The organism is Brevundimonas sp. G8, assembly GCF_902506205.1.
Lineage (GTDB): Bacteria > Pseudomonadota > Alphaproteobacteria > Caulobacterales > Caulobacteraceae > Brevundimonas.
Window position 1 is genome coordinate 2,758,765 of the sequence record NZ_LR732816.1, and the last position, 20,639, is coordinate 2,779,403.

The 20,639-nt window shown below is 67.3% G+C and carries 19 protein-coding genes; 12 read left to right on the forward strand and 7 right to left on the reverse strand.

The genetic code is table 11. From position 1 onward, the window contains the following. The first annotated feature begins 6 nt into the window (after positions 1–6). Positions 7–759 (forward strand): ATP12 family chaperone protein, encoded by a 753-nt coding sequence (locus tag CHRYSEO8AT_RS13285; RefSeq protein ID WP_159850761.1) that lies wholly within the window; start codon positions 7–9, stop codon positions 757–759. A gap of 9 nt (positions 760–768) precedes the next feature. Here the strand turns inward: CHRYSEO8AT_RS13285 and CHRYSEO8AT_RS13290 are convergent, their stop codons facing one another. Then, positions 769–1,536 carry a pseudouridine synthase gene (locus tag CHRYSEO8AT_RS13290; protein WP_159850763.1) on the reverse strand — a complete coding sequence of 256 codons (768 nt, stop codon included), beginning with the start codon at positions 1,534–1,536 and terminating at the stop codon, positions 769–771. 278 nt (positions 1,537–1,814) lie between these two features. Between CHRYSEO8AT_RS13290 and CHRYSEO8AT_RS13295 the strand changes: the two genes are divergently transcribed. Then, positions 1,815–2,306 (forward strand): hypothetical protein, encoded by a 492-nt coding sequence (locus CHRYSEO8AT_RS13295; RefSeq protein ID WP_236547538.1) that lies wholly within the window; start codon positions 1,815–1,817, stop codon positions 2,304–2,306. Here the strand turns inward: CHRYSEO8AT_RS13295 and CHRYSEO8AT_RS13300 are convergent, their stop codons facing one another. Next, complete coding sequence (locus CHRYSEO8AT_RS13300) at positions 2,307–2,942, reverse strand: DUF938 domain-containing protein (protein WP_201304440.1); 636 nt, start codon at positions 2,940–2,942, stop codon at positions 2,307–2,309. A 195-nt stretch (positions 2,943–3,137) separates the two neighbouring features. Between CHRYSEO8AT_RS13300 and CHRYSEO8AT_RS13305 the strand changes: the two genes are divergently transcribed. Beyond that, a complete protein-coding gene (locus tag CHRYSEO8AT_RS13305) occupies positions 3,138–4,985 on the forward strand; it encodes a phosphoenolpyruvate carboxykinase (GTP) (protein ID WP_159850767.1) in 1,848 nt (615 codons plus the stop codon). Between the two features lie 51 nt (positions 4,986–5,036). Continuing rightward, on the forward strand, positions 5,037–6,047 hold the full coding sequence (locus CHRYSEO8AT_RS13310; protein WP_201304441.1) for an FAD-binding oxidoreductase: 1,011 nt from the start codon (positions 5,037–5,039) through the stop codon (positions 6,045–6,047). Here the strand turns inward: CHRYSEO8AT_RS13310 and CHRYSEO8AT_RS13315 are convergent. Beyond that, the gene (locus CHRYSEO8AT_RS13315; RefSeq protein WP_159850769.1) at positions 6,044–6,778 is read right to left on the reverse strand and encodes a TonB family protein; all 735 of its coding nucleotides are present in this window, start codon (positions 6,776–6,778) and stop codon (positions 6,044–6,046) included. The genes CHRYSEO8AT_RS13310 and CHRYSEO8AT_RS13315 overlap by 4 nt on opposite strands. A gap of 167 nt (positions 6,779–6,945) precedes the next feature. On the opposite strand from CHRYSEO8AT_RS13315, the gene CHRYSEO8AT_RS13320 reads away from it, so the two are divergent. Both CHRYSEO8AT_RS13320 and CHRYSEO8AT_RS13325 read left to right on the forward strand, forming a co-directional pair. Next, positions 6,946–7,743, forward strand: a complete 798-nt coding sequence (locus CHRYSEO8AT_RS13320) for a transglycosylase SLT domain-containing protein (protein WP_159850771.1) — start codon at positions 6,946–6,948, stop codon at positions 7,741–7,743. Positions 7,744–7,966: 223 nt separating this feature from the next. After that, positions 7,967–9,106, forward strand: coding sequence for a DUF2336 domain-containing protein (locus tag CHRYSEO8AT_RS13325; protein WP_159850773.1), 1,140 nt, complete (start codon positions 7,967–7,969; stop codon positions 9,104–9,106). Between the two features lie 53 nt (positions 9,107–9,159). On the opposite strand, the gene CHRYSEO8AT_RS13330 is transcribed toward CHRYSEO8AT_RS13325, so the two are convergent. The 3 genes from CHRYSEO8AT_RS13330 to CHRYSEO8AT_RS13340 all read right to left on the reverse strand — a co-directional run bounded on the left by CHRYSEO8AT_RS13330 (position 9,160) and on the right by CHRYSEO8AT_RS13340 (position 11,652). After that, positions 9,160–9,636, reverse strand: a complete 477-nt coding sequence (locus CHRYSEO8AT_RS13330; RefSeq protein ID WP_201304442.1) for an Hpt domain-containing protein — start codon at positions 9,634–9,636, stop codon at positions 9,160–9,162. A 62-nt stretch (positions 9,637–9,698) separates the two neighbouring features. Then, on the reverse strand, positions 9,699–10,493 hold the full coding sequence (locus CHRYSEO8AT_RS13335) for an NAD kinase (protein ID WP_236547539.1): 795 nt from the start codon (positions 10,491–10,493) through the stop codon (positions 9,699–9,701). Between the two features lie 31 nt (positions 10,494–10,524). Next, the gene (locus tag CHRYSEO8AT_RS13340) at positions 10,525–11,652 is read right to left on the reverse strand and encodes a DUF2336 domain-containing protein (protein ID WP_159850777.1); all 1,128 of its coding nucleotides are present in this window, start codon (positions 11,650–11,652) and stop codon (positions 10,525–10,527) included. Positions 11,653–11,827: 175 nt separating this feature from the next. On the opposite strand from CHRYSEO8AT_RS13340, the gene CHRYSEO8AT_RS13345 reads away from it, so the two are divergent. The 4 genes from CHRYSEO8AT_RS13345 (at position 11,828) to CHRYSEO8AT_RS13360 (ending at position 17,808) form a co-directional block, all read left to right on the forward strand. Then, a complete protein-coding gene (locus tag CHRYSEO8AT_RS13345) occupies positions 11,828–12,592 on the forward strand; it encodes a class II aldolase/adducin family protein (protein WP_159850779.1) in 765 nt (254 codons plus the stop codon). Positions 12,593–12,708: 116 nt separating this feature from the next. Further along, on the forward strand, positions 12,709–13,365 hold the full coding sequence (locus tag CHRYSEO8AT_RS13350) for a hypothetical protein (protein WP_236547540.1): 657 nt from the start codon (positions 12,709–12,711) through the stop codon (positions 13,363–13,365). 112 nt (positions 13,366–13,477) lie between these two features. Further along, positions 13,478–14,602: an efflux RND transporter periplasmic adaptor subunit gene (locus CHRYSEO8AT_RS13355; RefSeq protein ID WP_159850781.1), complete on the forward strand. Its 1,125-nt coding sequence runs from the start codon at positions 13,478–13,480 to the stop codon at positions 14,600–14,602. After that, positions 14,602–17,808, forward strand: coding sequence for an efflux RND transporter permease subunit (locus CHRYSEO8AT_RS13360; protein ID WP_201304537.1), 3,207 nt, complete (start codon positions 14,602–14,604; stop codon positions 17,806–17,808). The genes CHRYSEO8AT_RS13355 and CHRYSEO8AT_RS13360 overlap by 1 nt, the downstream gene beginning before the upstream one ends. A gap of 4 nt (positions 17,809–17,812) precedes the next feature. On the opposite strand, the gene CHRYSEO8AT_RS13365 is transcribed toward CHRYSEO8AT_RS13360, so the two are convergent. Further along, positions 17,813–18,316: a cytochrome c family protein gene (locus CHRYSEO8AT_RS13365; RefSeq protein WP_159850785.1), complete on the reverse strand. Its 504-nt coding sequence runs from the start codon at positions 18,314–18,316 to the stop codon at positions 17,813–17,815. 150 nt (positions 18,317–18,466) lie between these two features. On the opposite strand from CHRYSEO8AT_RS13365, the gene CHRYSEO8AT_RS13370 reads away from it, so the two are divergent. After that, complete coding sequence (locus tag CHRYSEO8AT_RS13370; RefSeq protein ID WP_159850787.1) at positions 18,467–18,748, forward strand: FeoA domain-containing protein; 282 nt, start codon at positions 18,467–18,469, stop codon at positions 18,746–18,748. After that, positions 18,748–20,616 carry a ferrous iron transporter B gene (locus CHRYSEO8AT_RS13375; RefSeq protein WP_159850789.1) on the forward strand — a complete coding sequence of 623 codons (1,869 nt, stop codon included), beginning with the start codon at positions 18,748–18,750 and terminating at the stop codon, positions 20,614–20,616. Before CHRYSEO8AT_RS13370 ends, CHRYSEO8AT_RS13375 begins: the two co-directional genes overlap by 1 nt. Positions 20,617–20,639: the final 23 nt, after the last annotated feature.

Sequence of the window (20,639 nt, forward strand, 5' to 3'; positions counted from 1 at the left end):
CCTTTCATGACTGACAAGCCCGCCCCGCATCGCCCGCGTTTCGTCGAACAGTCGCCGGATCGGATCACGCGCTTCTGGAAGGAGGCGGTCGTCGGTCCGCATGCCGATGGCGGCTGGGCTGTGCTGCTGGACGGGCGCACGCCCAAGACGCCGGACAAGGCGGCGCTGGTCCTGCCGACGCAGGCCGCAGCTCAGCTGGTCGCCGACGAATGGGCGGCGCAGGGCAAGTTCCTCGATCCCTCGACCATGCCCGCGACCCGGCTGGCCTCGACCGCCATCGACCGGATCGGACAGGCGCGCGAGCCGGTGGCGGACGAGATCGCCGCCTACGCCGGGTCGGACGTGGTCTGCTACCTGGCCGAACATCCGACGCCGCTGGTCGAGCGCCAGGCGCGGGAATGGGGGCCGTGGCGCGACTGGGCCGCGCGCGAGATGGGGGTGGTGCTGGAGCCTGTGGCCGGCATCGTGCATCGGCCGCAGTCGCCGGACGCCATTGCGCGGGTCCAGGCGCACGCCCTGTCGCTGGACGACTTTCGCCTGACGGGGTTGGCGACGGCCGTGCCGTTGCTGGGGTCGGCGGTGCTGGCCCTGGCGGTGGAGCAGGGCGCGCTGGACGGCGGCGCGGCGTTCGACCTGTCGCGGATCGACGAGCTGTTCCAGGAAGAACAATGGGGCGTGGACGCCGAGGCCGCCGAACGCACCGAGGCGCGCCGCGCCGAGGCGCAACTGCTGGATCAATGGTTCAGAGCCCTGGATTAGGGGCTGAACTCAGGATGCGGAGTGGGCGATCAGCATCGCGCGCTCTTCGTTCGTCAGGTGACGCCAGCGGCCCTCGGGCAGGTCACCGAGTTCCAGCGGGCCGATGCGGATGCGATACAGGTCCACGACCTCCAGCCCGACGAGGTCGCACATGCGGCGGATCTGGCGATACTTGCCCTCGTCCAGGATGAACCGCAGGCGTTGCGGCCCGATCTGGGTGACGCGGGCGGGCTTGAGCGGCTTGTCGTTCAGTTCCATGCCGTGCCGCAGGCGGCTGAGCTTGCCCTCGGTGATCAAGCCGTCGACGACGACCAGATATTCCTTGTCGAGCTCCGACGCGGGTCCGATCACCGCCTTGGCGACGACGCCGTCGGACGACAGCAGCAAGAGGCCGCGAGAATCCTCGTCCAGCCGGCCGATGGGGGGCAGGGAGGCGTCGCGGGCGGGGATCTCACCCTCGCCGATGCGGTTGGATTTGTTCAGCAGGCGCACGGCGGGAATCTTGCCGGGGTCGGGCTGGCCCGAGACGTAACCGACCGGCTTGTGCAGCACCAGGGTCATGCCCGACGCCAGGGCCGCCTGGGCGGTGTCGTTCAGGGTCAGGGTCTCGCCGGGCTGAATCTTGCGGCCCGCATCGCTGATGGTTTCGCCGTCGATGGAGACCAGGCCGTTGGCGATCAGGGTGTCGGCCTCGCGCCGCGAACAGACGCCGGTCTGGCCCAGCCACTTGTTCACGCGAACGGGTTCGTCGCCATCATAGGTGCGGGTGAAGGCCATGCGATTCCGTCGTCCAGTCGATGCGGCTATCTAGAGCCGGGCGGGCGCGCGAGCAAGCCGGACGCGGTTTTCAGGATCAGGAAGGCCAGTCTGTTCCAAATGGCAGGTTGATCCTGACGGGATCGCCACTATATCTGACAGCATTCCACAAATGATCCAGAGTGCGGGACGACATGCGTCGGACCCGTCGATTTTCTTTTTTCTGATCATGGCGTGGGCGGTTCGACAGCGTCGCTTGTCGGATCTGGATCAGTATTGAAACATACCAAGGAGACGTCTTGTTCGCTCAAAACAAATCTTCCGCAGGCCCCCGTCGCACCGGTTACAACCGTCCTGTCCCGACCCGTCTGCGCATGGGGCTGGTGATGCGGCGTGACATGGCGTTCGGCGAGCTGGGCGACGTGGAGGGTGCGTTGCGGGCGGAAGGCGTGGGCCTGGCCCCGATCTCGACGGGCGACGCCAGCCTGATCACCGGCGGCGTGACCGTGCTGGCCACCGCCACGGCCAAGGACATCGTCGAAGGTCGGTTGAAGGGCTTGGTCGTTCCGGGCGGTTCGACGGATGAGGCGTCGCTGGCGGCGATCAAGTCGCTGTTGGACCTGGCGCGCACCAACGGCCTGACGGTCATCGCCTTCGCCGACGGTGTGGCCCTGGCGGCCGAAAGCTTCGGCGTGTCGGCCGAGGCCGATGGCGCAGTGTTCAAGGACGGCGCCGTGACGCTGCTGGGCGACAACGGCGCACTGTCCAAGATCGTCGGCGCGATCGCCTGATCAGACGGCGCGGAACAGCAGGATGAGGTTGTTCGCCGGCATCTGAACCCGCAACGTGGCCGCAAGGCCATGCGAGCGGGCCAGGGCTTCGACCGCCTCGCGGTCGCGCAGACCCCATTCAGTGTTTCGCGCCTTCAGACTGTCGTCGAAGGCGGCGTTTGAAGCCGCCAGCGCAACGCCGGCCTCGCGATAGGGGCCGTAGAGCGCCAGCAGACCGCCGGGGCGTCGCAGCACGCGACCGGCTAAATCCATCAGCCCCTCGGTCGCCGACCAGGGGCTGATGTGCGTCATGTTCGCACAATAGAGGGCGTCGAAAGGTCCTTTTGGCCATGTCGCCGGATTGGCGGCATCGAGCGCCAGCGGCGGGTTCAGGTTCGCCAGCGCGAGTTGGCGCGTCCAGGCGGCGATGCTGTCTCGCGCCTGTTCGCTGGGATCGCTGGGCGTCCAGTTCAGGCCGGGCAGTGCAGCGGCGAAGGCGGTGGCGTGTTCGCCCGATCCCGAGGCGATCTCAAGCACGCGTCCGCGCGCCGGCAGGTGGGCGCGCAGGACCTGCAGAATCGCCTCCGCGTTGCGACGCGCAGCGGGCGAACTGAGAGCGCCGTCAGGTAGGGCGGAGAGGGAATCCAAGGTTTGCACACGTCCTTTTAGCATCGAAGCGGCCGACTGGGCCTGCGATCTTTTGCCTGGGACACCGGTGGACATCGGCGCTTTCTTGCACGGTTTGACGTGGCGGAAAGACCGGAGCATCTCGCCTGTAACAGTGCGTGATCGTCGCGTGCTGAAGGTCACGACGGCGTCAGATCGTCGGGCCTGTTCGCTCAGGAGACGCCCTTGCCCATTTCCACCACGCCCGGACTCCATCCGGCGCCGACCACCCATGCCGGCCTCGTCGCCTGGGTCGAGCAGATCGCCGCCCTGACCAAACCCGCCCGCGTCCACTGGTGCGACGGGTCGCAAGAGGAGAAGGCGGCCATAACCGCCGACCTGCTGACCAAGGGCACGCTGAGGGCGCTGGATCAGGACAAGCGGCCGGGCTGTTATTACGCCGCGTCCGATCCCCGCGACGTAGCGCGGGTTGAGAGCCGGACGTTCATCTGTTCGGACGACGAGGCCGACGCCGGGCCCACCAACAACTGGGCCGATCCGATCGAGATGCGCGCGCGTCTAGACGGTCTGTTCGATGGCTGCATGGCGGGGCGGACGATGTATGTCGTGCCCTTCTGCATGGGGCCGCTGGGATCGGCCATCAGCGCCCTGGGCGTCGAGATCACCGACAGCGGCTATGTCGCCCTGTCGATGGGCGTGATGACCCGCATGGGCAAGCCGGCGCTGGACCAGTTGGGCGACGGCGGCGTCTTCGTGCCCGCCGTCCATACGCTGGGCGCGCCGTTGGCCCAGGGGCAGGCCGACGTGCCCTGGCCCTGCAACGACGACAAGTGGATCGTGCATTTCCCGGAGACGCGGGAGATCTGGTCCTATGGCTCGGGCTATGGCGGCAACGCCCTGCTGGGCAAGAAATGCTACGCCCTGCGCATCGCCTCGATCATGGCCCGCGACGAGGGGTGGCTGGCCGAGCATATGCTGATCCTGAAGCTGACCGATCCGAAGGGACGCGCGAAATATGTCGCCGCCGCCTTCCCGAGCGCGTGCGGCAAGACGAACCTGGCCATGCTGCAATCCAGCCTGCCGGGCTGGAAGGCCGAGACCATCGGCGACGACATCGCCTGGATGCGGTTCGGCGACGACGGACGGCTGTATGCCGTGAACCCCGAGGCCGGCTTCTTCGGCGTCGCGCCCGGCACCAGCCGCAACACCAACCACAATGCGCTGGAGACCCTGGCGACCAACACCATCTTCACCAACACCGCCCTGACGGCGGATGGCGACGTGTGGTGGGAGGGGCTGACGAAACAGGCGCCGGAAGGCCTGACGAACTGGAAGGGCCAGCCGCACGATCCGGCGTCCGGCGAACCGGCGGCGCATCCCAACGCCCGCTTCGCCGCACCCGCCAGCCAATGCCCCGCCATCGCGCCGGAATGGGAAGACCCCAGGGGCGTGCCGATCGACGCCATACTGTTCGGCGGTCGTCGCGCCAGCGCGGTGCCTCTGGTGACCGAGGCGTTCGATTGGGAACACGGCGTCTTCATGGGTTCGACCGTGGCGTCCGAAGGCACGGCGGCGGCGGAGAACAAGGTGGGGGAGCTGCGCCGCGATCCCTTCGCCATGCTGCCCTTCTGCGGCTACAACATGGGCGATTATTTCGCGCATTGGCTGAAGATGGGGCAGGGGCGCGACGCGTCGAAACTGCCGCGCATCTTCTTCGTCAACTGGTTCAGGAAGGATCAGGACGGACGGTTCGTCTGGCCCGGATTCGGCGACAATGCGCGCGTGCTGAAGTGGATCAGCGAACGGATCGATGGCGAGGCCGAGGCGGTGGAGACGGCGGTCGGGCGAGTGCCGTCCGTGGCGGCGCTGGATTTGTCGGGCCTGGACCTGACGACGGCGCAGTTGTCGATCCTGCTGGATGTGGATGCGGGCGTCTGGGCCGAGGAGGCGGCCTTGATCCCGGACTTCTATCACCAGTTCGGCGACCGTCTGCCGACCGCCCTGTGGGACCAGCACGCGGCCCTGGTCGCGCGCCTGAGCGATGCGGGCGCGGCTTCGATGGCGGCGGAATAGGCTGAAGCCATCTTGCAATAGGGGCGTCGCGGGTCGATCAGACGGCCCGTGATGTCTTGCCCTCCCATCGTGATCGTCGGCGCCGGCGTGCTTGGCCTGTGCACCGCGTTCGAACTGCATCGGCGCGGCCGGGCGGTGGTGGTGGTCGATCCGGGCGAGGTGAACGCCTCCCTGATCGCGGCGGGGATGATCGCGCCGGCGATGGAATCGGCCATCGACGACGTGGCGCCGGATTACGCCCGGCTGTTCCGGGCGGGGCGAGACCTGTGGACCGCGTTCGCGGTGGCGGCGGGGATCGTTCTGGCGCACCGGCCGGCCGAATGGCGGGGCGGGGATGTGGACGGGATGGAAGCGAGGCTGCGCGCGCTGGGCTTCGACGCTAGGCGCGAGGGCGACTGTGTCACGACCGACGAGGATTATCAGGTTGATCCCGCACAGGCGCTGTCGGCGCTGAGGCAGGCGCTGGGCGACGCTGTTGTCGTGGGGCGGGTGACGGGGATTGCACGCACTGATCACGGCTGGCGAGTCTCTGTCGGCGACCAGATGCTGGACGCCGAGGCGGTGGTGCTGGCGACGGGCGTGGGCGAGGTGATCTCGGGCCTGCCTGAGGCCGCGCGGGGTCTGATCGACGCCATCCAGCCGATCCGGGGACAGATCGGCGTCGCCGCCCGAGAATTGGTGGATCATGTCGTGCGCGGGCCGGGTGCCTATGTCACGCCGATGGCGTCGGGTGCGGTGATCGGGGCGACGATGGAGCCGGGGCGGCTCGACACGGTCCCGGATGCGGAGACGTCCGAACGCCTGACCCAGGCGGTGTGGCGCGTGCTGGATCGGTCGCCGGAGCCTCTAAACATCGAATGGCGCGCGGGCGTGCGCGGCGCGACGGCGGACGGTCTGCCGCTGGCGGGCGCCGTGCCGGGCGGGCAGCGTCTGTTCATGGCCTTGGCGCCGCGTCGCAACGGCTGGCTGCTGGGGCCGCTGGTCGGGGCGGTCGTCGCCGATGAGATCGAGGGGCGGGCGGCATCGCCGCACGCCCACGCCCTCGACCCCGGTCGGTTTTAGCCCTCCATCGCGAAGCGGACGGTGAAGTTGACCGTGGCGCCGTCGACGGGGCGGCCGTCCACGGTGCGCGGGTTCATGCGGAAGGCGCGCGTCAGACCCTGGGCGGCGCGGCCGAAGCCTTGGCCGCTGGGGGTCTCGCCCACGACGCGGCAGCCGGTCAGACCGCCGTTCACGCCCACGATGCAGCTGAGGCTGGCGGAACCCGGCGTGCCGTTTTCCGCCGCGCGGGTGGGATAGGCGCGCGCCATCTGCGCCTGCGACGGGCGGCTGGCCCAGGTCGGATTGTTGATCACCGAGGGCGGACGCGGCGGGGTCTCGACCGTGGCCGTACCGCCTTCGACGCCGGTGGGCGCCGTGCTGACGATGACCTGTCCGGGCGGCGCCGTATGGGTCGGATTTTCCGGCGGGGTCAGCGCGATTGTCGGCACATCGATCGGCACCGTCAGCGCCGGTTTGTGGATCGGCGTCGGCGGGGCGGCCGTGACCGTGGGCGGAAGCGGCTTGGGCTTGGGTGGAGTCTGGAAGAAGACATCGATCGGCTTGTCGGGCTCGGCCGGTTGCGTCATCCCGCTCAGCTCGAACCGCTGGTTATACAGCACCACCCCGGCCGCGACGTGGAGGACGACCGAGACGCCGATGGCGCCCAGCATCCAGCGCGGGATGGGTTTCTTGCGTTCCCCGAAGTCGATGGGGCTGATCAAGCCGGGTCCACCGGCGGCACGGATCATCATAACTTCACTCCCTCGTTCACCACCCCCGCGGCGCCCGTAAGGTGAAGTTGAGCGCGCAGGTTGTGGCGGCTTTGCGGCAAAGGTTTCGGGGTTCGACCAATGTCGATCCGTTAACGGCGGCGTTAAGAATTAAGGGTTGGTTAACTACGTTCGCCGACCATCCGCACATGGGCATCGGAGCGATTCCATCGGCAGGCGGGGTAGAGGCGGCCATTCGGCGCGCGTCGAACGCCGTGGGCGTGGACTACGACTTCCTAATCAAGACGGCGCGTCGCGAAAGCGCCATGAACCCGTCCGCCAAGGCGCCGACCTCGTCGGCGGCCGGTCTGTTCCAATTCATCGAGCAGACCTGGCTCGGCACCGTCAAGCAACACGGCGCCCAGCACGGCTATGGCCAGTATGCCGACCTGATCCAAAGGGGCAGCGACGGTCGCTGGCGGGTGGACGGTTCGGCGCGCAACGTGGTGCTGGACCTGAGGTTCGACCCCCAAGCCGCCTCGACCATGGCGGCCGAACTGACGGCGTCCAACGCGGCCTATCTGCGGGGGCGCACCGGCAAGGAGCCGGGGGCCGGCGATCTGTATGCCGCCCACTTCCTGGGGCCTGCAGGAGCGGCGGGCCTGATGCAGGCCATGGATCGCAATCCGGGGGCCAGCGCCGTGGCCTTGTTCCCTGACGCCGCTCGGGCCAACCGCAGCATCTTCTATCGCAGCGGCCGCGCCGCCACCGTCGCCGAGGTTCACGCCAATCTGCAACGCACGGCAGGCGAGGGCGCGCCGGCGGCTGGCACGGGCGAAACCAAGTATGCGGTGCCGAATCTGAGCGACAAGGACCAGATGCTGGCGGCGCGGATGGACCGGTTGAAGCAGGACCAGGGGCTGCTGGCCCTGTTGCTGGGTCAGGACGGATCGTCCAGCAACGGCTTCGGCGGCGCTTTCTCGCCAAATGGCAAACAATCGACCTAGAGCCTGATCGGTTGAGGGGAAGTCGCTGTGCGACTTCACTGATGCCGTGAATCAGGCTCCAGATAAAAGCGAGAGCCTGATTCACGCTTCAGCCGAACCGCGAAGCGGTTTGTCAAAAAAGCGATCAGGCTCTTAATCGTTGCATTGCAACCGATGGTAAACCAGCCGTTAAGCATGGCAGTCTCATTCTGGGATCAACGCCCGATTCCATGACGAGCCGTCCATGACCGCCTTCCGCGCACGCCTGACAGAAGTGGACATTCGACGCCTCATCAAGGCGACGGACGACGACGAGCGGGCCGAGGCGGCGCACAAGCTGTGCCGCAACATGGAACGCGCCGACCTCGACGAGGACGACCGGACGGCGGCGCAGAAGATCCTGCGCCTGCTGGCCAATGACGCCGCCGAACTGGTGCGGCGCGCCATGGCCGTCACGCTGAAGGCGTCGGACCTGATCCCCAATGATGTGGCGCGCAAGCTGGCCGGCGATCTGGACAGCATCGCCCTGCCGATCATCGCCTCGTCTCCGGCCTTCAGCGACGAGGATCTTATCGAGATCGTGCGCGCCGGGTCGGCGGTGCGCCAGGTCGCGGTGGCGGGACGGTCGCGGGTCTCGCGCGATGTCGCGACCGTGCTGGCTGAGGAAGGCTGCGAACAGGCTGTGCGCACCGTGTCGGCGAACGACAACGCCGACCTGTCGGAAGCCGCGCTGGCGGCCGTTGTCGATCGCTTCGCCGAGGCGCCAGAGGTGCTGACGGCTCTGGCCTATCGCCAGGTTCTGCCGCTGAGCGTGACCGAGCGCCTGATCCAGCTGGCCAGCGACGCGGTGCGCGAGCATCTGATCAGCCGCCACGCCGTCGCACCGGAGACGGCCATCCGTTTGGCCCAGTATGCGCGCGAGCGCACGACAGTCGATCTGGTCGATCAGGCCGCCGTCAGTGCGGATCTGGCCGCCTTTATGACCCATCTGAATGCGCGTCGCGTCCTGAACGCTTCGCTGCTGCTGCGTGGATTGGCGCGCGGTCAGATGGCGATGTTCGAACATGGCTTGGCCGAGCTGGCCAATACGCCCCATCACCGGGCCTGGCTGATGGTGCATGATGCGGGGCCGCTGGGGCTGAAGGCCATCTATGATCGGGCTGGCCTGCCGCCGCGCCTGTTCCAGGCCTTCCGCGCCGGGGTCGACACCTGGCGGGCGCTGGCGTCCGAGGGGATCGATACGTCCAGCGCTTATTTCCGCGAGCAGATGCTGGAGCGGTTCCTGACCCAGCGACCGAACGTGCTGCGCGACGACCTGGCCTATCTGATGGAGCGGCTGGACCAGTCGCCGTCATTGTCCCTAAGCGCCGCAAAGGCCGCCTAAAAGAAAAGGCCCGCCAAACGGCGGGCCTTTTGCATCAGGATTGAGGGGGACGGTCAGCCTGCGAGATGGTCGGCGACGCGCGCTTCCAGGGTTTCGGCCAGGGCGCGGCCGGTTGGGTGTTCGTCCGTCTTGATCTGGTCGCGGACCACGGCGCGAATGGCGTCGATGTGGGCGTCAAGCACAGCGACCGGCGCGGCCATGCGGCGGTCGGCGTCGTCCAGCATCTTGCACAGCGAACCGGCGATGCGCGTCACCAGCGGATATTCGTAGGTCGTGCCCAGACCCTTTAGGTCGTGAGCGCGGAAATACAGAGCCTCGGCGGTGGTCGGGTTATAGCCTTGTTCGCGGATGTCAGCCTGGGCCTTGTCCAGCTTGACGATCTCGTCGTTCAGCCATTGGCCGAACTGGGCCGACATGGCCTTCAGCGCCTCTTCGGCGCGGGCGATGGCGTCGGCGTTGATGCCGAAACCGCCGCCGACCTTCATGCGCAGGGCGTTGGTCGGGGGGGTGATCTGCGCCGGATTGCTCATGGCGGGCTCCATAGGACTTTGACGCAAACGTACGGGATTGGGCTTAAGAACCCGTGACCGGATCAGTTGGCGAACTGTTCGGCCATCACGCGTTCGTCGAACGAGCGTCCGGCGTCGAACAGCATGGTCAAGGTGAGGTCGCGACGTTCGCGCACCTCGACGCGGGCGACGCGCCTGACCTCGAAGTTGTCGGCGGTGGCGGAGACGGGCCGCTTGTCGGCCTCCAGCACTTCGAACCGCACCTTGGCGCCGTGCGACAACAGGGCGCCGCGCCAGCGCCGGGGCCGGAACGCGCTGATCGGCGTCAGGGCCAGGATGCGGGCGTCCAGCGGAATGATCGGCCCGTGCGCCGACAGGTTATAGGCGGTCGATCCCGCCGGTGTCGCCACCAGGCAGCCGTCGCAGGACAGTTCTTCCAGCCGCACGCGGTCATCGACCGTGATCCGCAGCTTTGCGGTCTGGCGCGTCTGACGCAGCAGCGAGACCTCGTTGATGGCCAGGCCGGTATGGACCTCGCCGCTCTCGGTCCAGGCGTCCATCTGTAGGGGGTGGATGACAGTGCGTTCGGCCGCGGCGATTCGCTCCAGCAGGCCCTCTTCCTCATAGTCGTTCATCAGGAAGCCGACCGAGCCGCGGTTCATGCCGTAGACGGGCGTGCGCTGGCGCAGGTTGCCGTGCAGCGTTTCCAGCATCTGACCGTCGCCGCCCAAGGCCACGATCACGTCGGCCTCCAGCTCGGACACGGCGCCGTAGCGGGCGATCAGCGCCTTGCGCGCCGCCTGGGCCTCAGGTCGGTCGCTGGCGACGAAGGCCAGCGAGGGTAAGGCTGGAATGGAGGAGGAACTGGGCTGGGTCACGGCGGGACGTGAGCCGAGCTTGACGGCGAAGTCAAACGATCGCGGGCTTTTCCACCATCTGGCGGAAGGCGCGAGAGGCCGAATGGGCGTTCATCGGCGTCGCCGTCCAGCCGCCGTCGGCAGGCATTCCGCCCGACAGCTTGCGCACCTCGACCAGCAGGGAGGCGAAGACGGCCTTGTCCACGCCCACGGCGATACAGGCCAGATAGAGGGGTTCGGCGGTCGGGGCGCGCACGGCGTGATGGACCTGGGCGTCGCTGAAACCGCCCAGGGCCGCGAGCGCTTGTTCGAACAGTTCGAAGCGCTGTTCGCGAAGGGCTCGGACAAGCAGGCCGGGACGGAGTTGGCCGGCGGCCTGCAACTTTTCCACCAGGCGACGTTCCATGTCGGAGCGTTCGCGGTCTTCGGCCAGCCGACTGGTCGGTGCGGTGCGCCATTCCGGGCTGCCCACGGCCTTTGCGGCGGCCTGCTGGACAGCCGCGTTCAGTTGGGCGTCGTCGATGCGGAACCGTTCACCGATCGACTGGCGCAAGGCCTGGCCGACCCATTGATACAGTTGCTGGGCCAGTTGTTCGTTCAGCCGGGGATGCCGCGTCAGCGGCGCGCGCAGACCGGCGATGCGACGCGAATGCTCCACCAGCTTGCGCATGGCGTCCTCGCTGATATCCGCCGAACGGTTCGACGCCAAGGCCGTCATGGTGACGGCCTCGCCTCGGTCGATGATGCTGTCCGCTACGGGGCGGGACAGTTGGGGGCGTCGCGCCACCGCGATCTGATGTTCCAGCGTCGCCTCGATCAGCAGGCGGGTCAGGTCGGCGTCCTTCAGCAGGGGGCTGGAGGTGATGACCGGGCGAGCGATCTCGATCTCGTCCAGCGCCAGCATGTTGATCAGGGCGGGCGGCGCCCAATCGACGCCGGCGATGCGTTCGGACAGGGCCAGGCGGATGTCCCGCTCGGCCTGGGCCGCCAGGGTCAGGAAGATGTCGCTGAGCAGCGGGCCGACCTCGGCCGGCGGCCGCGTCGCTTCACAAAGGGATGTGACCTTCAGCAGCAGGCGCTGGCGATCTTCCGCCGATCGGCTTTGCGCCAGGGTCAGCAGTTGGGAAACGGTCCGGTCGTCCCAGGCGTCGCGGGGCGGCTCCAATTGAACGACAGACACAGCGGCTCCCCGAACCGACGACGATGCTTAACCATAAGGCGCGGTCGTGAAGACGGCGTTAAGCAAAGCTGACGAGCGTCCTGTGACGTCGCGTCAACATCGGTCAAGGCGGGTTGACGGCGCTGGCGTGCAGGGGGACGGTTCCTCAAAGCCCGTTCAGAGGCAGGAGGAAACCATGGCGGACGGAACGAGTCCTTCGATCAAATCGCGCGTGTCCGAGGCCGAATGGCAGGTCCGCGTCGAGCTGGCGGCCCTTTACAGGCTGGTCGCCCTGAACGGTTGGGACGACATGATCTTCACCCATATTTCGGCGCGCGTGCCGGGGCCCGAGCATCATTTCCTGATCAATCCCTACGGCTTCTACTTCGACGAGATCACGGCCTCTTCGCTGGTGAAGGTCGATCTGGAGGGGAACATCGTCCAGGACACGACCAACTTCATCAATCCGGCGGGCTTCACCATCCACTCGGCCGTCCATGCCGCACGCGACGACGCCAAGTTCGTCATCCACCTGCACACGGTGAACGGGGTCGGCGTGGCGGCCCAGTCCGAAGGTTTGCTGCCGATCAGCCAGAACGCGTGTTTACTACAGTATCAGGTTGCGTATCATGGGTACGAGGGGTTGGCCCTGAACCATGACGAACGCGAACGTCTGGTAGCCGACCTGGGGGACAAACCGCTGATGCTGCTGCGAAACCACGGCACGCTGGCGGTCGGGGAAACGGCGGCTCAGGCATGGATCGGCATCTTCTTTCTGGAGAGGGCCTGCGCACAGCAGGTCGCGGCCCTGTCGGGCGGGCGTCAGCACATCCTGCTGGCCCCAGACGAGGCGCAGGCGGAAACCAGGGAACAGGGACGGGGCATCGGCTTCATCTCGGCCCTGGCCTGGCCAGGCGCCCTGCGTCAGTTGGATCGCAAGTCGCCGGGTTACGACGCCTAGGTCTCGCCGGAGCTGGGGCGGTTCTGGCGCTGGGTGCGCTGGCGCCCGCCCAGGCCTTTGCCGGCGCTTGGGTTCAGCCCAAGGGCAAGGGTCAGGCGATCGTCAAATATGAGCGATTGAGCGCCGATAGCGGGTTCGACGCCTCTGGCGAGGAGCGTGACCTGCCCGGCGAACGTCGCGATGCGGCGCTGGGCCTGTTCGCCGAATACGGCGCATCGAACCGGCTGACCCTGCAGTTGAAGGCCGACTGGCAGGACGGCGAGGACGCCTTCGTCGATTACAACGGGCGCGGTCCCATCGAGATTGGCGCGACCTGGCAGGTCTGGCGCGACGATCGCAACGCCGTCAGCCTGTATGGCGGCTATACGTGGGCTGGGGAGGGGCGCAACGCCGGTTACGCCCAGCCGGGCGTGGGCGAGCACGACTGGGAGGCGCGGGTTTCGGTTGGCCGATCCCTGGGCGATATGGGCGCGCGCTGGGGTATGGAGGGGTCGTTCGTCGAGCTTCAGGCCGCGCGTCGCCTGCGTGACGGCCTGCCTGACGAGACCCGCATCGACGCCACGGCGGGCGCCCGGATCGGTCGCGACTGGATGGTGCTGGGCCAGGCGTTCGGCGGGGCGGCGGATGGCGGATCGCGCTGGCTGTCGCTGGAAACCTCTGTCGTGCGCGATTTCGGCGGCTGGAGCGTGCAGGCCGGATGGAGGCAAACCGTCGCAGGCCGCGAGGCCGCCATCGCCCGTGGGCCGGTTCTGGCGCTTTGGCGTCGTTTTTAGGGAAGATTTCTGCGACGGAAAATGTGATCCGCCACGTTACTGATACGTAACATTGCGCGCACTTCATTACCCGGTAATGCATGCGGCGTCCCCCTGATCGAGAGACCCCCGCGTGATCAAACGTCACTTCTTCATCATCGCCGCAGCCATTCTGCTGGGGCTGATGGTCATCGCCGCCATCGTCAAGATTTCCATGGGAGACGACAAGTCCGCCCAGGCGCCGGGCGCCGGCGGTGGGCGACGTGGCGGCCAGCAGGTGTCGCAAGCCGTTGTGGCCCAGCGTCAATTCTCGGACCAGATCCGGGTGCTGGGCGTGGCGCGGGGACAGCGGTCGGTCAACATCACCTCCTCGACCACCGAACTGATCACGCGCGTCCTGTTCACTGATGGCCAGCTGGTGTCGGCCGGCGCGCCTCTTGTCGAGCTTCAGGCGCGTGAGGAAGACGCCGCCATCATTGAGGCCCGCGCCAACGTCAATCAGGCCCAGCGCGAATATGACCGCTACAAGGTGCTGGCCGACCGGGGGATTGCGCCCCAGGTGTTGCTGGAGCAGGCCGAGACAAGCCTGGAGACCGCTCGCGCCTCGCTTGAGGCCGCTCAGGCGCGACGCGGCGACCGCGTCATCCGCGCACCGTTTGCGGGTCGCATGGGTCTGACGACGGTGACGGCGGGCACCCTGATCAATCCAGGCGCGGTGATCGCGACGCTGGACGACACCTCGACCATCCGCGTCGATTTCCCCCTGCCGGAACGCTATCTGAACCTGCTGCAGCCGGGCGCGCAGTTGACGGCGACGGCCGACGCCTATGGCGACGAACCTTTCCAGGGCCGGATCGCCCTGATCGACACCCGCGTCAACGAAACCACCCGCGCCGCCACGGCCCGCGCCGAGTTCGCCAATCCCGGCGGCCGCATCCGGCCCGGCATGCTGCTGCGCGTCGTGGTCCAGCAGGGCCAGCGCCAGGCGGCGGCGGCGCCGGAATCAGCCGTGCAATATGAGGGCGCGGGCGCCTTCGTTTATCGCATCGCGCCCGGTCAGAACGGCTCGACCGCCCAGCGGGTCGAGGTCGAGACCGGCGTGGTCGAGAACGGCTTCGTCGAAATCCTGTCGGGCATCGAACCCGGCGACCACATCGTCGGTACGGGCCTGAACCGCATCCAGCCGGGCGCGCCGGTCAGCGTTGCGGGCGCGGATCGCAAGTCGTCTGCCGACCGCAAGTCGGGCGCCGCCCAATGATGCTGTCCGACGTTTCGGTCCGGCGGCCCGTCTTCGCGGCCGTCGCCGCCATCGTGCTGTGCGTGATCGGCGCGGCGGCCTTCTTCTTCCTGCCGGTTCGCGAACTGCCGGACGTCGATCCGCCCATCGTTTCGGTCAACACCACCTACGCCGGCGCCTCGGCCGAAGTGATCGAGAGCCGGATCACCGAGCCGGTCGAGCAGCAGATCGCCGGCATCCAGGGCGTCGAGCGCATCAACTCGACCAGCCGTGACGGCCGTTCGAACGTAAACATCGAGTTCTCGCTGGACCGCAACATCGACGACGCCGCCAACGACGTGCGCGACCGCGTCAGCCGCGTGGTCGGCCGCCTGCCGGACCAGGCCGACCCGCCTGAGGTCGCCAAGGCCGATTCTGACAGTCAGCCGATCATCATCGTTTTCCTGCGCTCGACCAGCATGAACCGGCTTCAGCTGACCGACTACGCCGACCGCTATCTGGTCGACCGGATGGCGACTGTGCCGGGCGTGGCTCAGGTCAACATCTATGGCGAGCAGCGCTATTCGATGCGGGTCTGGCTGGATTCCGCCGCCATGGCGGCGCGCGGGCTGACGGTCACCGACGTCGAGACGGCCCTGACCAACCAGAACGTCGAACTGCCTGCCGGCTCTCTGGAATCGACGGACAAGGACTACACCGTGCGGGTGGCGCGCACCTACGCCCGGCCCGACGACTTTCGCCAACTGCCCATCGGCACGCGCGGTTCGGCCTCGGCCTCGGCGTCGGTCGCCACCGGGACGGGCAGCGGCTCGTCGGCCATCATCCAGGGCCAGCCCACCTATGTGACGCGTCTGGGCGACATCGCCCGCGTGGAAGAGGCGCCGGAAGAGGATCGCCGCCTGTTCCGTGGCAACGGCATGGATCAGATCGGCCTGGCCGTGACGCGTCAGGCCCAGTCGAACGACCTGGCCATCTCGGACGGCGTCCACGCGATGATCGACGAGATTCGTCCGACTCTGCCGCCGGGCGTGACCATCGAGATCGGGTCCGACAACTCGGTCTTCACCTCGCACGCCATCGACGAGGTCTGGATCACCATCGGGATTTCGATGGCTCTGGTGGCCCTGGTCAACTTCATCTTCCTGGGCAGTCTGCGAGCGGCGCTGATCCCGTCCATCGTGGCGCCCATCTGCCTGCTGGCGACCTTCATCGTCCTGGCGCCGCTGGGCTTCTCGCTGAACCTTCTGACCCTGCTGGCCCTGGTGCTCGCCATCGGCCTGGTGGTGGATGACGCCATCGTCGTGGTCGAGAATATCCAGCGGCGTCTGGACTTGGGCGAGCCGCCATTGGTCGCCGCCGAACGTGGTGCGCGTCAGGTCTTCTTCGCTGTCGTGGCGACGACCGTGGTGCTGCTGTCGGTGTTCGCGCCCCTGCTGTTCCTGCCTGGATATGTCGGGCGTCTGTTCGTCGAACTGGCGGCGGCCATCGCGGCCGCCGTGGCCTTCTCGGCCTTCCTGGCGCTCAGTCTGTCGCCGATGCTGGCGTCAAAGATTCTGAAACCAGCGCACGGCGGCGGGTGGGTCGCGCGCCGGGTGGACTGGGGCATGGACCGGCTGAAGCGCTCCTATGCGCGATCGCTGGACATGATGCTGGGCCGCCGCATCGCCGTGATCGGCGTCGGCGCCCTGATCCTGCTGGTGGCGGCGGGCGCAGGCGGCATCTTCCTGACCCTGCCTAACGAACTGGTGCCGGACGAGGATCGGGGCCGGGTGACGGTGCGCGTCGCCGGGCCCGAGGGCGCTGGCTTCGACTATACCCGCAAGATCATGCTGGGGCTGGAACCGCTGCTGGCCGAATACAAGGCGAGCGGAGAGGCGGATAGCTATCTGGTCTCGGCGCCCGGCTTCGGCGGCGGCAGCTTCAACTCCGGCAACGCCGTCCTGACCTTGGCCGACTGGTCCAAGCGCGACCGCACAGCGGCCGAGATCGCGCAGGAGCTGAACGGCAAGCTGCGCGGACAGACGGACGCCCAGGTCAACGCCTCGACCCCCGGCGCCTTCCAGCGTGGGGGCGGCAACTCCAACTCCATCGAACTGATCGCGACAGGCAGCGACTATCAGCAGATCTATGCCTGGCTTCAGCCGATCCTGACGGCGGCCCAGGCCAATCCCGGCTTCTCGCGCCCGCGCCTGAACTATGAGCCGAACTCGCCGCGACTGCTGGTCGACGTCGATCCGCAGAAGGCGGCCGCGCTGGGCGTGTCGTCCCAGTCCATCGGACGAACGCTGGAGACCATGTTCGGATCCCGCCGCGCCACGACCTACATCAAGGGCGGCCAGGAATACGACGTCATCCTGCAGACCGAGCGCGACAACCGGCGCGAGGTCTCGGACCTGGAGGCCCTGTATGTCGCGACCGGCGGCGGGCAGCTGGTGCCGCTGTCGGCGGTGGTGACGACCAAGACCAGCGGCGACACGCCGGACCGTCGTCGTCTGGATCGCCAGCGTTCGATCTCGCTGCAAGCCGACCTGAACCCCGGCACGACCATCGACGACGCGGTGCAGTTCCTGCGCGCCGAGGCGGCCAAACAGCCGCAAGGCGGCGTCGTGACCCAGTGGGGCGGCGCGGCGCGTGATCAGCAGGAAGCGGGCGGTGCGGTCCTCGCGGCCTTCGGCCTGGCGCTGCTGCTGGTCTTCCTGGTGCTGGCGGCCCAGTTCGAAAGCTGGATCACGCCGGCGGTCATCATGCTGACGGTGCCGCTGGCGGCGGCAGGCGGTCTGTTCGGCCTGTTGATGGCGGGGTCCAGCCTGAACATCTACAGCCAGATCGGTCTGATCATCCTGATCGGGGTCGCAGCCAAGAACGGCATCCTTATCGTCGAGTTCGCCAACCAGCTGCGCGACCAGGGCCGGTCGATCCGCGAGGCGATAATCGAATCCTCGTCGCTGCGTCTGCGTCCGATCATCATGACCTCGATCGCCACCGCCTTCGGCGCCTTGCCGCTGGTGCTGTGGCAGGGGGCGGGCGCCGGCAGCCGTCAGACGATCGGCGTGGTGATCTTCACCGGCGCAATCTTCGCTACCGTCCTGACCCTGTTCGTGGTGCCGGTGATCTATGGTGTCCTGGCGCGCTTCACCAAGTCGCCTGAATGGACCTCGCGCAAGATCGAGGAGTGGGAAGCCCAGGAAATGCGCGAAGGCGGCCCCAAGGAACTGCCGGAAGGCTGAAGGATCAGGAGGCGGGCGCCGGATCCGGCTTGTAGCCCGTCTCCACCTTCAGGAAGGCGATGACGTCGCGGCGGTCTGTGGCGTCTGGCAGGCCGGGGAAGGTCATCTTGTTGCCGGGCAGGAAACCGCGCGGGTTCTGCAACCAGTGATCCAGCTTCTCGGCGTCCCAGACGAAGTTCGCATTCCGCAGGGCGTTGGAATAGCTGTAGCGCGGCCTCGCGCCGGCCTCGCGTCCGAACACGCCATGCAGGTTCGGCCCTGTCATGTCCGCGCCACCCTCGCCGATGGTGTGACACGACCGGCAGCGCGCGAAGGTGCGGCGGCCGTTCGCCAGATCGCCGGCATTATAAGGCGCGGGCAGGGAGGCCAGCAGCGTCGCCTTCTCCGTTTCCGACAGGACGTGAACGGGCTTGGCGGGGGTCGTCGATGACGGCTCGCCTTCCCCACAGGCCGCCAAGGCCAGGATGGGTGCGAGAAGCAGTGGGGCGGCGAGGGCGAAACGGGTCATGACGGCTCCTGTTCAGCCTGTGATAGCGAAATGCGTCGGCGCGGCAATTGGTCAAGCTGTCCTGCTGGACGTGGAGGCCTCGCACCTGATAATCAGTGTCAAAGAAACGCGGAGCCGCCGGGGAGCGGCCTCGCTCGTGAAAGCGTAGAATTGACCGATACCATCAAGCTGAGCCAGGCCCGACGCGGCGATCGCGGCGTCATCGTCCAGGTGGGCGCCCATTGTCATCACCAGGGAGAGGCGGTCGAGCTGGAACGCCGCCTGCTTGAACTGGGCTTCGTCGAGGGCGCGCAGATCGAACTGTTGCACGAAGGCCTGTTCGGTCAGGACCCCATCGCCATGAAGGTAGACGACATGCGCGTGGCCCTGCGTCGGCATGAGGCCGAGAGCCTGACCATCAAGCTCGACTCTGGCAAGCTGGACGCCGCCTGATGGACATCGCCCTGAAGACCGCCCGCGTCGCCTTGGTGGGCAATCCCAACAGCGGCAAGACGGCCCTGTTCAACGCCCTGACCGGCGCGCACCAGAAGGTCGCCAACTACGCCGGCGTCACAGTGGAGCGCAAGGAAGGCCTGATCCGCGCTGCCTCCGGCCGGACCATGTCCGTGCTTGACCTGCCCGGCACCTATTCCCTGCGCGCCCGCAGTCCCGACGAGGAGGTCACGCGTGACGCCGTCCTGGGGCGTCTGGCCGGAGAGACGCCGCCCGATGTGGTGGTCTGCGTCGCCGACGCCACCAACCTGCGCCTGGTCCTGCGTCTGATCCTGGAGTTGAAGGCCGTCGGCCGGCCGATGGTTCTGGCGCTGAACATGTACGACATCGCCCAGCGTCAGGGACTGCGGATCGATCTGGAGCGGCTGGGCGCCGAACTGGGCGTGCCGATCATCACCACGGTCGCCACGCGCAAGCGCGGCATCGACGATCTGATCGTCGCCATCGAAGACCGGGCCGCCGTCGCCGCCGTGACTGAAAGCCAGTGGCATAGCCCGGACGCCGCCGAACTGCGCACCGCCGCGCGCGAGGCCGAGCGGATCATGAAGGCCTGTGTGCGCCCGCCCGAACGGCCCGACACCCTGACCGGCAAGATCGACGCTGTGCTGCTGCATCCGTTGGGCGGGCTGCTTATCCTGATGGCCTTGCTGTTCGTCATGTTCCAGGCCGTGTTCAGCTGGGCCGCGCCCCTGATGGACGGTATCGAGGCCGGCATCGGCTGGCTGGGCAGTCTGGTCGCCACGGTCCTGCCGGATGGCCTGTTGCAGAGCCTGATCGTGGACGGGATCATTTCCGGCGTCGGCAGCGTGCTGGTCTTCCTGCCGCAGATCCTGATCCTGTTCCTGTTCATCATCGCCCTGGAAGACTTCGGCTATATGGCCCGCGCGGCCTTCCTGATGGACAAGATCATGGGCGGGGCCGGACTGCATGGCCGGGCCTTCATTCCGCTGTTGTCCAGCTTCGCCTGCGCCATTCCCGGCGTGATGGCGGCGCGGGTGATCGATTCCAAGCGCGATCGCCTGACCACCATACTGGTCGCGCCGCTGATGACCTGCTCGGCGCGGATCCCAGTCTATACGCTGATCATCGCCGCCTTCATTCCCAACGAGACGGTCTGGGGTTTCGCCAATCTGCAGGGACTGGTGATGTTTGGCCTCTACGCCGCCGGCATCGTCAGCGCGCTTCTCGTGTCACTCGTAATCCGCAAGGTGTTTTGGCGCGGCGCGGTCGAGCCCTTCATGATGGAACTGCCGACCTACAAGACGCCGGACCTGAAGAGCGTGGGCTTCAATCTGTGGCTCCGGGCCAAGATATTCCTGAACCGCGCGGGGCGGATCATTCTGCCGGCCGTGATCATCCTTTGGGTGCTGGCTACCTTCCCCTATCCGCCCGAGAACGCGACCCTGCCGGCCATCGACTATTCGTTCGCCGGCATGCTGGGCCGGGCGCTTGAGCCGATCTTCGCCCCCATCGGCTTCAACTGGCAGATGGTCATCGCCCTGATCCCCGGCATGGCGGCGCGCGAGGTTGCGGTGGCGGCGCTGGGGACCACCTACGCCATTGCGGATGCGGAGAATGCGACCGGACTTCTGGCCACGACCCTGGCCTCGCACTGGTCGCTGGCGACGGCCCTTAGCTTCCTGGCCTGGTACATCTTCGCGCCCCAGTGCGTGGCGACACTGGGCGTGGTGCGGCGCGAGACCAACTCGCTGAAATGGACCTGGATCATGATCGGCTACATGTTCGGTCTGGCCTATCTGGCGTCGCTGGTGACCTATCATGTGGCGGTGGCGCTCGGGGGCGGCTAAGCCGGAGGCGTTCGCCGCCTTCT

What these genes read in the sequence shown, in the direction of transcription:
- CHRYSEO8AT_RS13325 (WP_159850773.1), top strand. Translation starts at nt 7,967, where the DNA reads ATGACCGCCTTCCGCGCACGCCTGACAGAAGTGGACATTCGACGCCTC.
- CHRYSEO8AT_RS13360 (WP_201304537.1), top strand. Translation starts at nt 14,602, where the DNA reads ATGCTGTCCGACGTTTCGGTCCGGCGGCCCGTCTTCGCGGCCGTCGCC.
- CHRYSEO8AT_RS13320 (WP_159850771.1), top strand. Translation starts at nt 6,946, where the DNA reads ATGGGCATCGGAGCGATTCCATCGGCAGGCGGGGTAGAGGCGGCCATT.
- CHRYSEO8AT_RS13290 (WP_159850763.1), bottom strand. Translation starts at nt 1,536, where the DNA reads ATGGCCTTCACCCGCACCTATGATGGCGACGAACCCGTTCGCGTGAAC.
- CHRYSEO8AT_RS13330 (WP_201304442.1), bottom strand. Translation starts at nt 9,636, where the DNA reads ATGAGCAATCCGGCGCAGATCACCCCCCCGACCAACGCCCTGCGCATG.
- CHRYSEO8AT_RS13315 (WP_159850769.1), bottom strand. Translation starts at nt 6,778, where the DNA reads ATGATGATCCGTGCCGCCGGTGGACCCGGCTTGATCAGCCCCATCGAC.
- CHRYSEO8AT_RS13285 (WP_159850761.1), top strand. Translation starts at nt 7, where the DNA reads ATGACTGACAAGCCCGCCCCGCATCGCCCGCGTTTCGTCGAACAGTCG.
- CHRYSEO8AT_RS13365 (WP_159850785.1), bottom strand. Translation starts at nt 18,316, where the DNA reads ATGACCCGTTTCGCCCTCGCCGCCCCACTGCTTCTCGCACCCATCCTG.
- CHRYSEO8AT_RS13375 (WP_159850789.1), top strand. Translation starts at nt 18,748, where the DNA reads ATGGACATCGCCCTGAAGACCGCCCGCGTCGCCTTGGTGGGCAATCCC.
- CHRYSEO8AT_RS13310 (WP_201304441.1), top strand. Translation starts at nt 5,037, where the DNA reads ATGTCTTGCCCTCCCATCGTGATCGTCGGCGCCGGCGTGCTTGGCCTG.
- CHRYSEO8AT_RS13345 (WP_159850779.1), top strand. Translation starts at nt 11,828, where the DNA reads ATGGCGGACGGAACGAGTCCTTCGATCAAATCGCGCGTGTCCGAGGCC.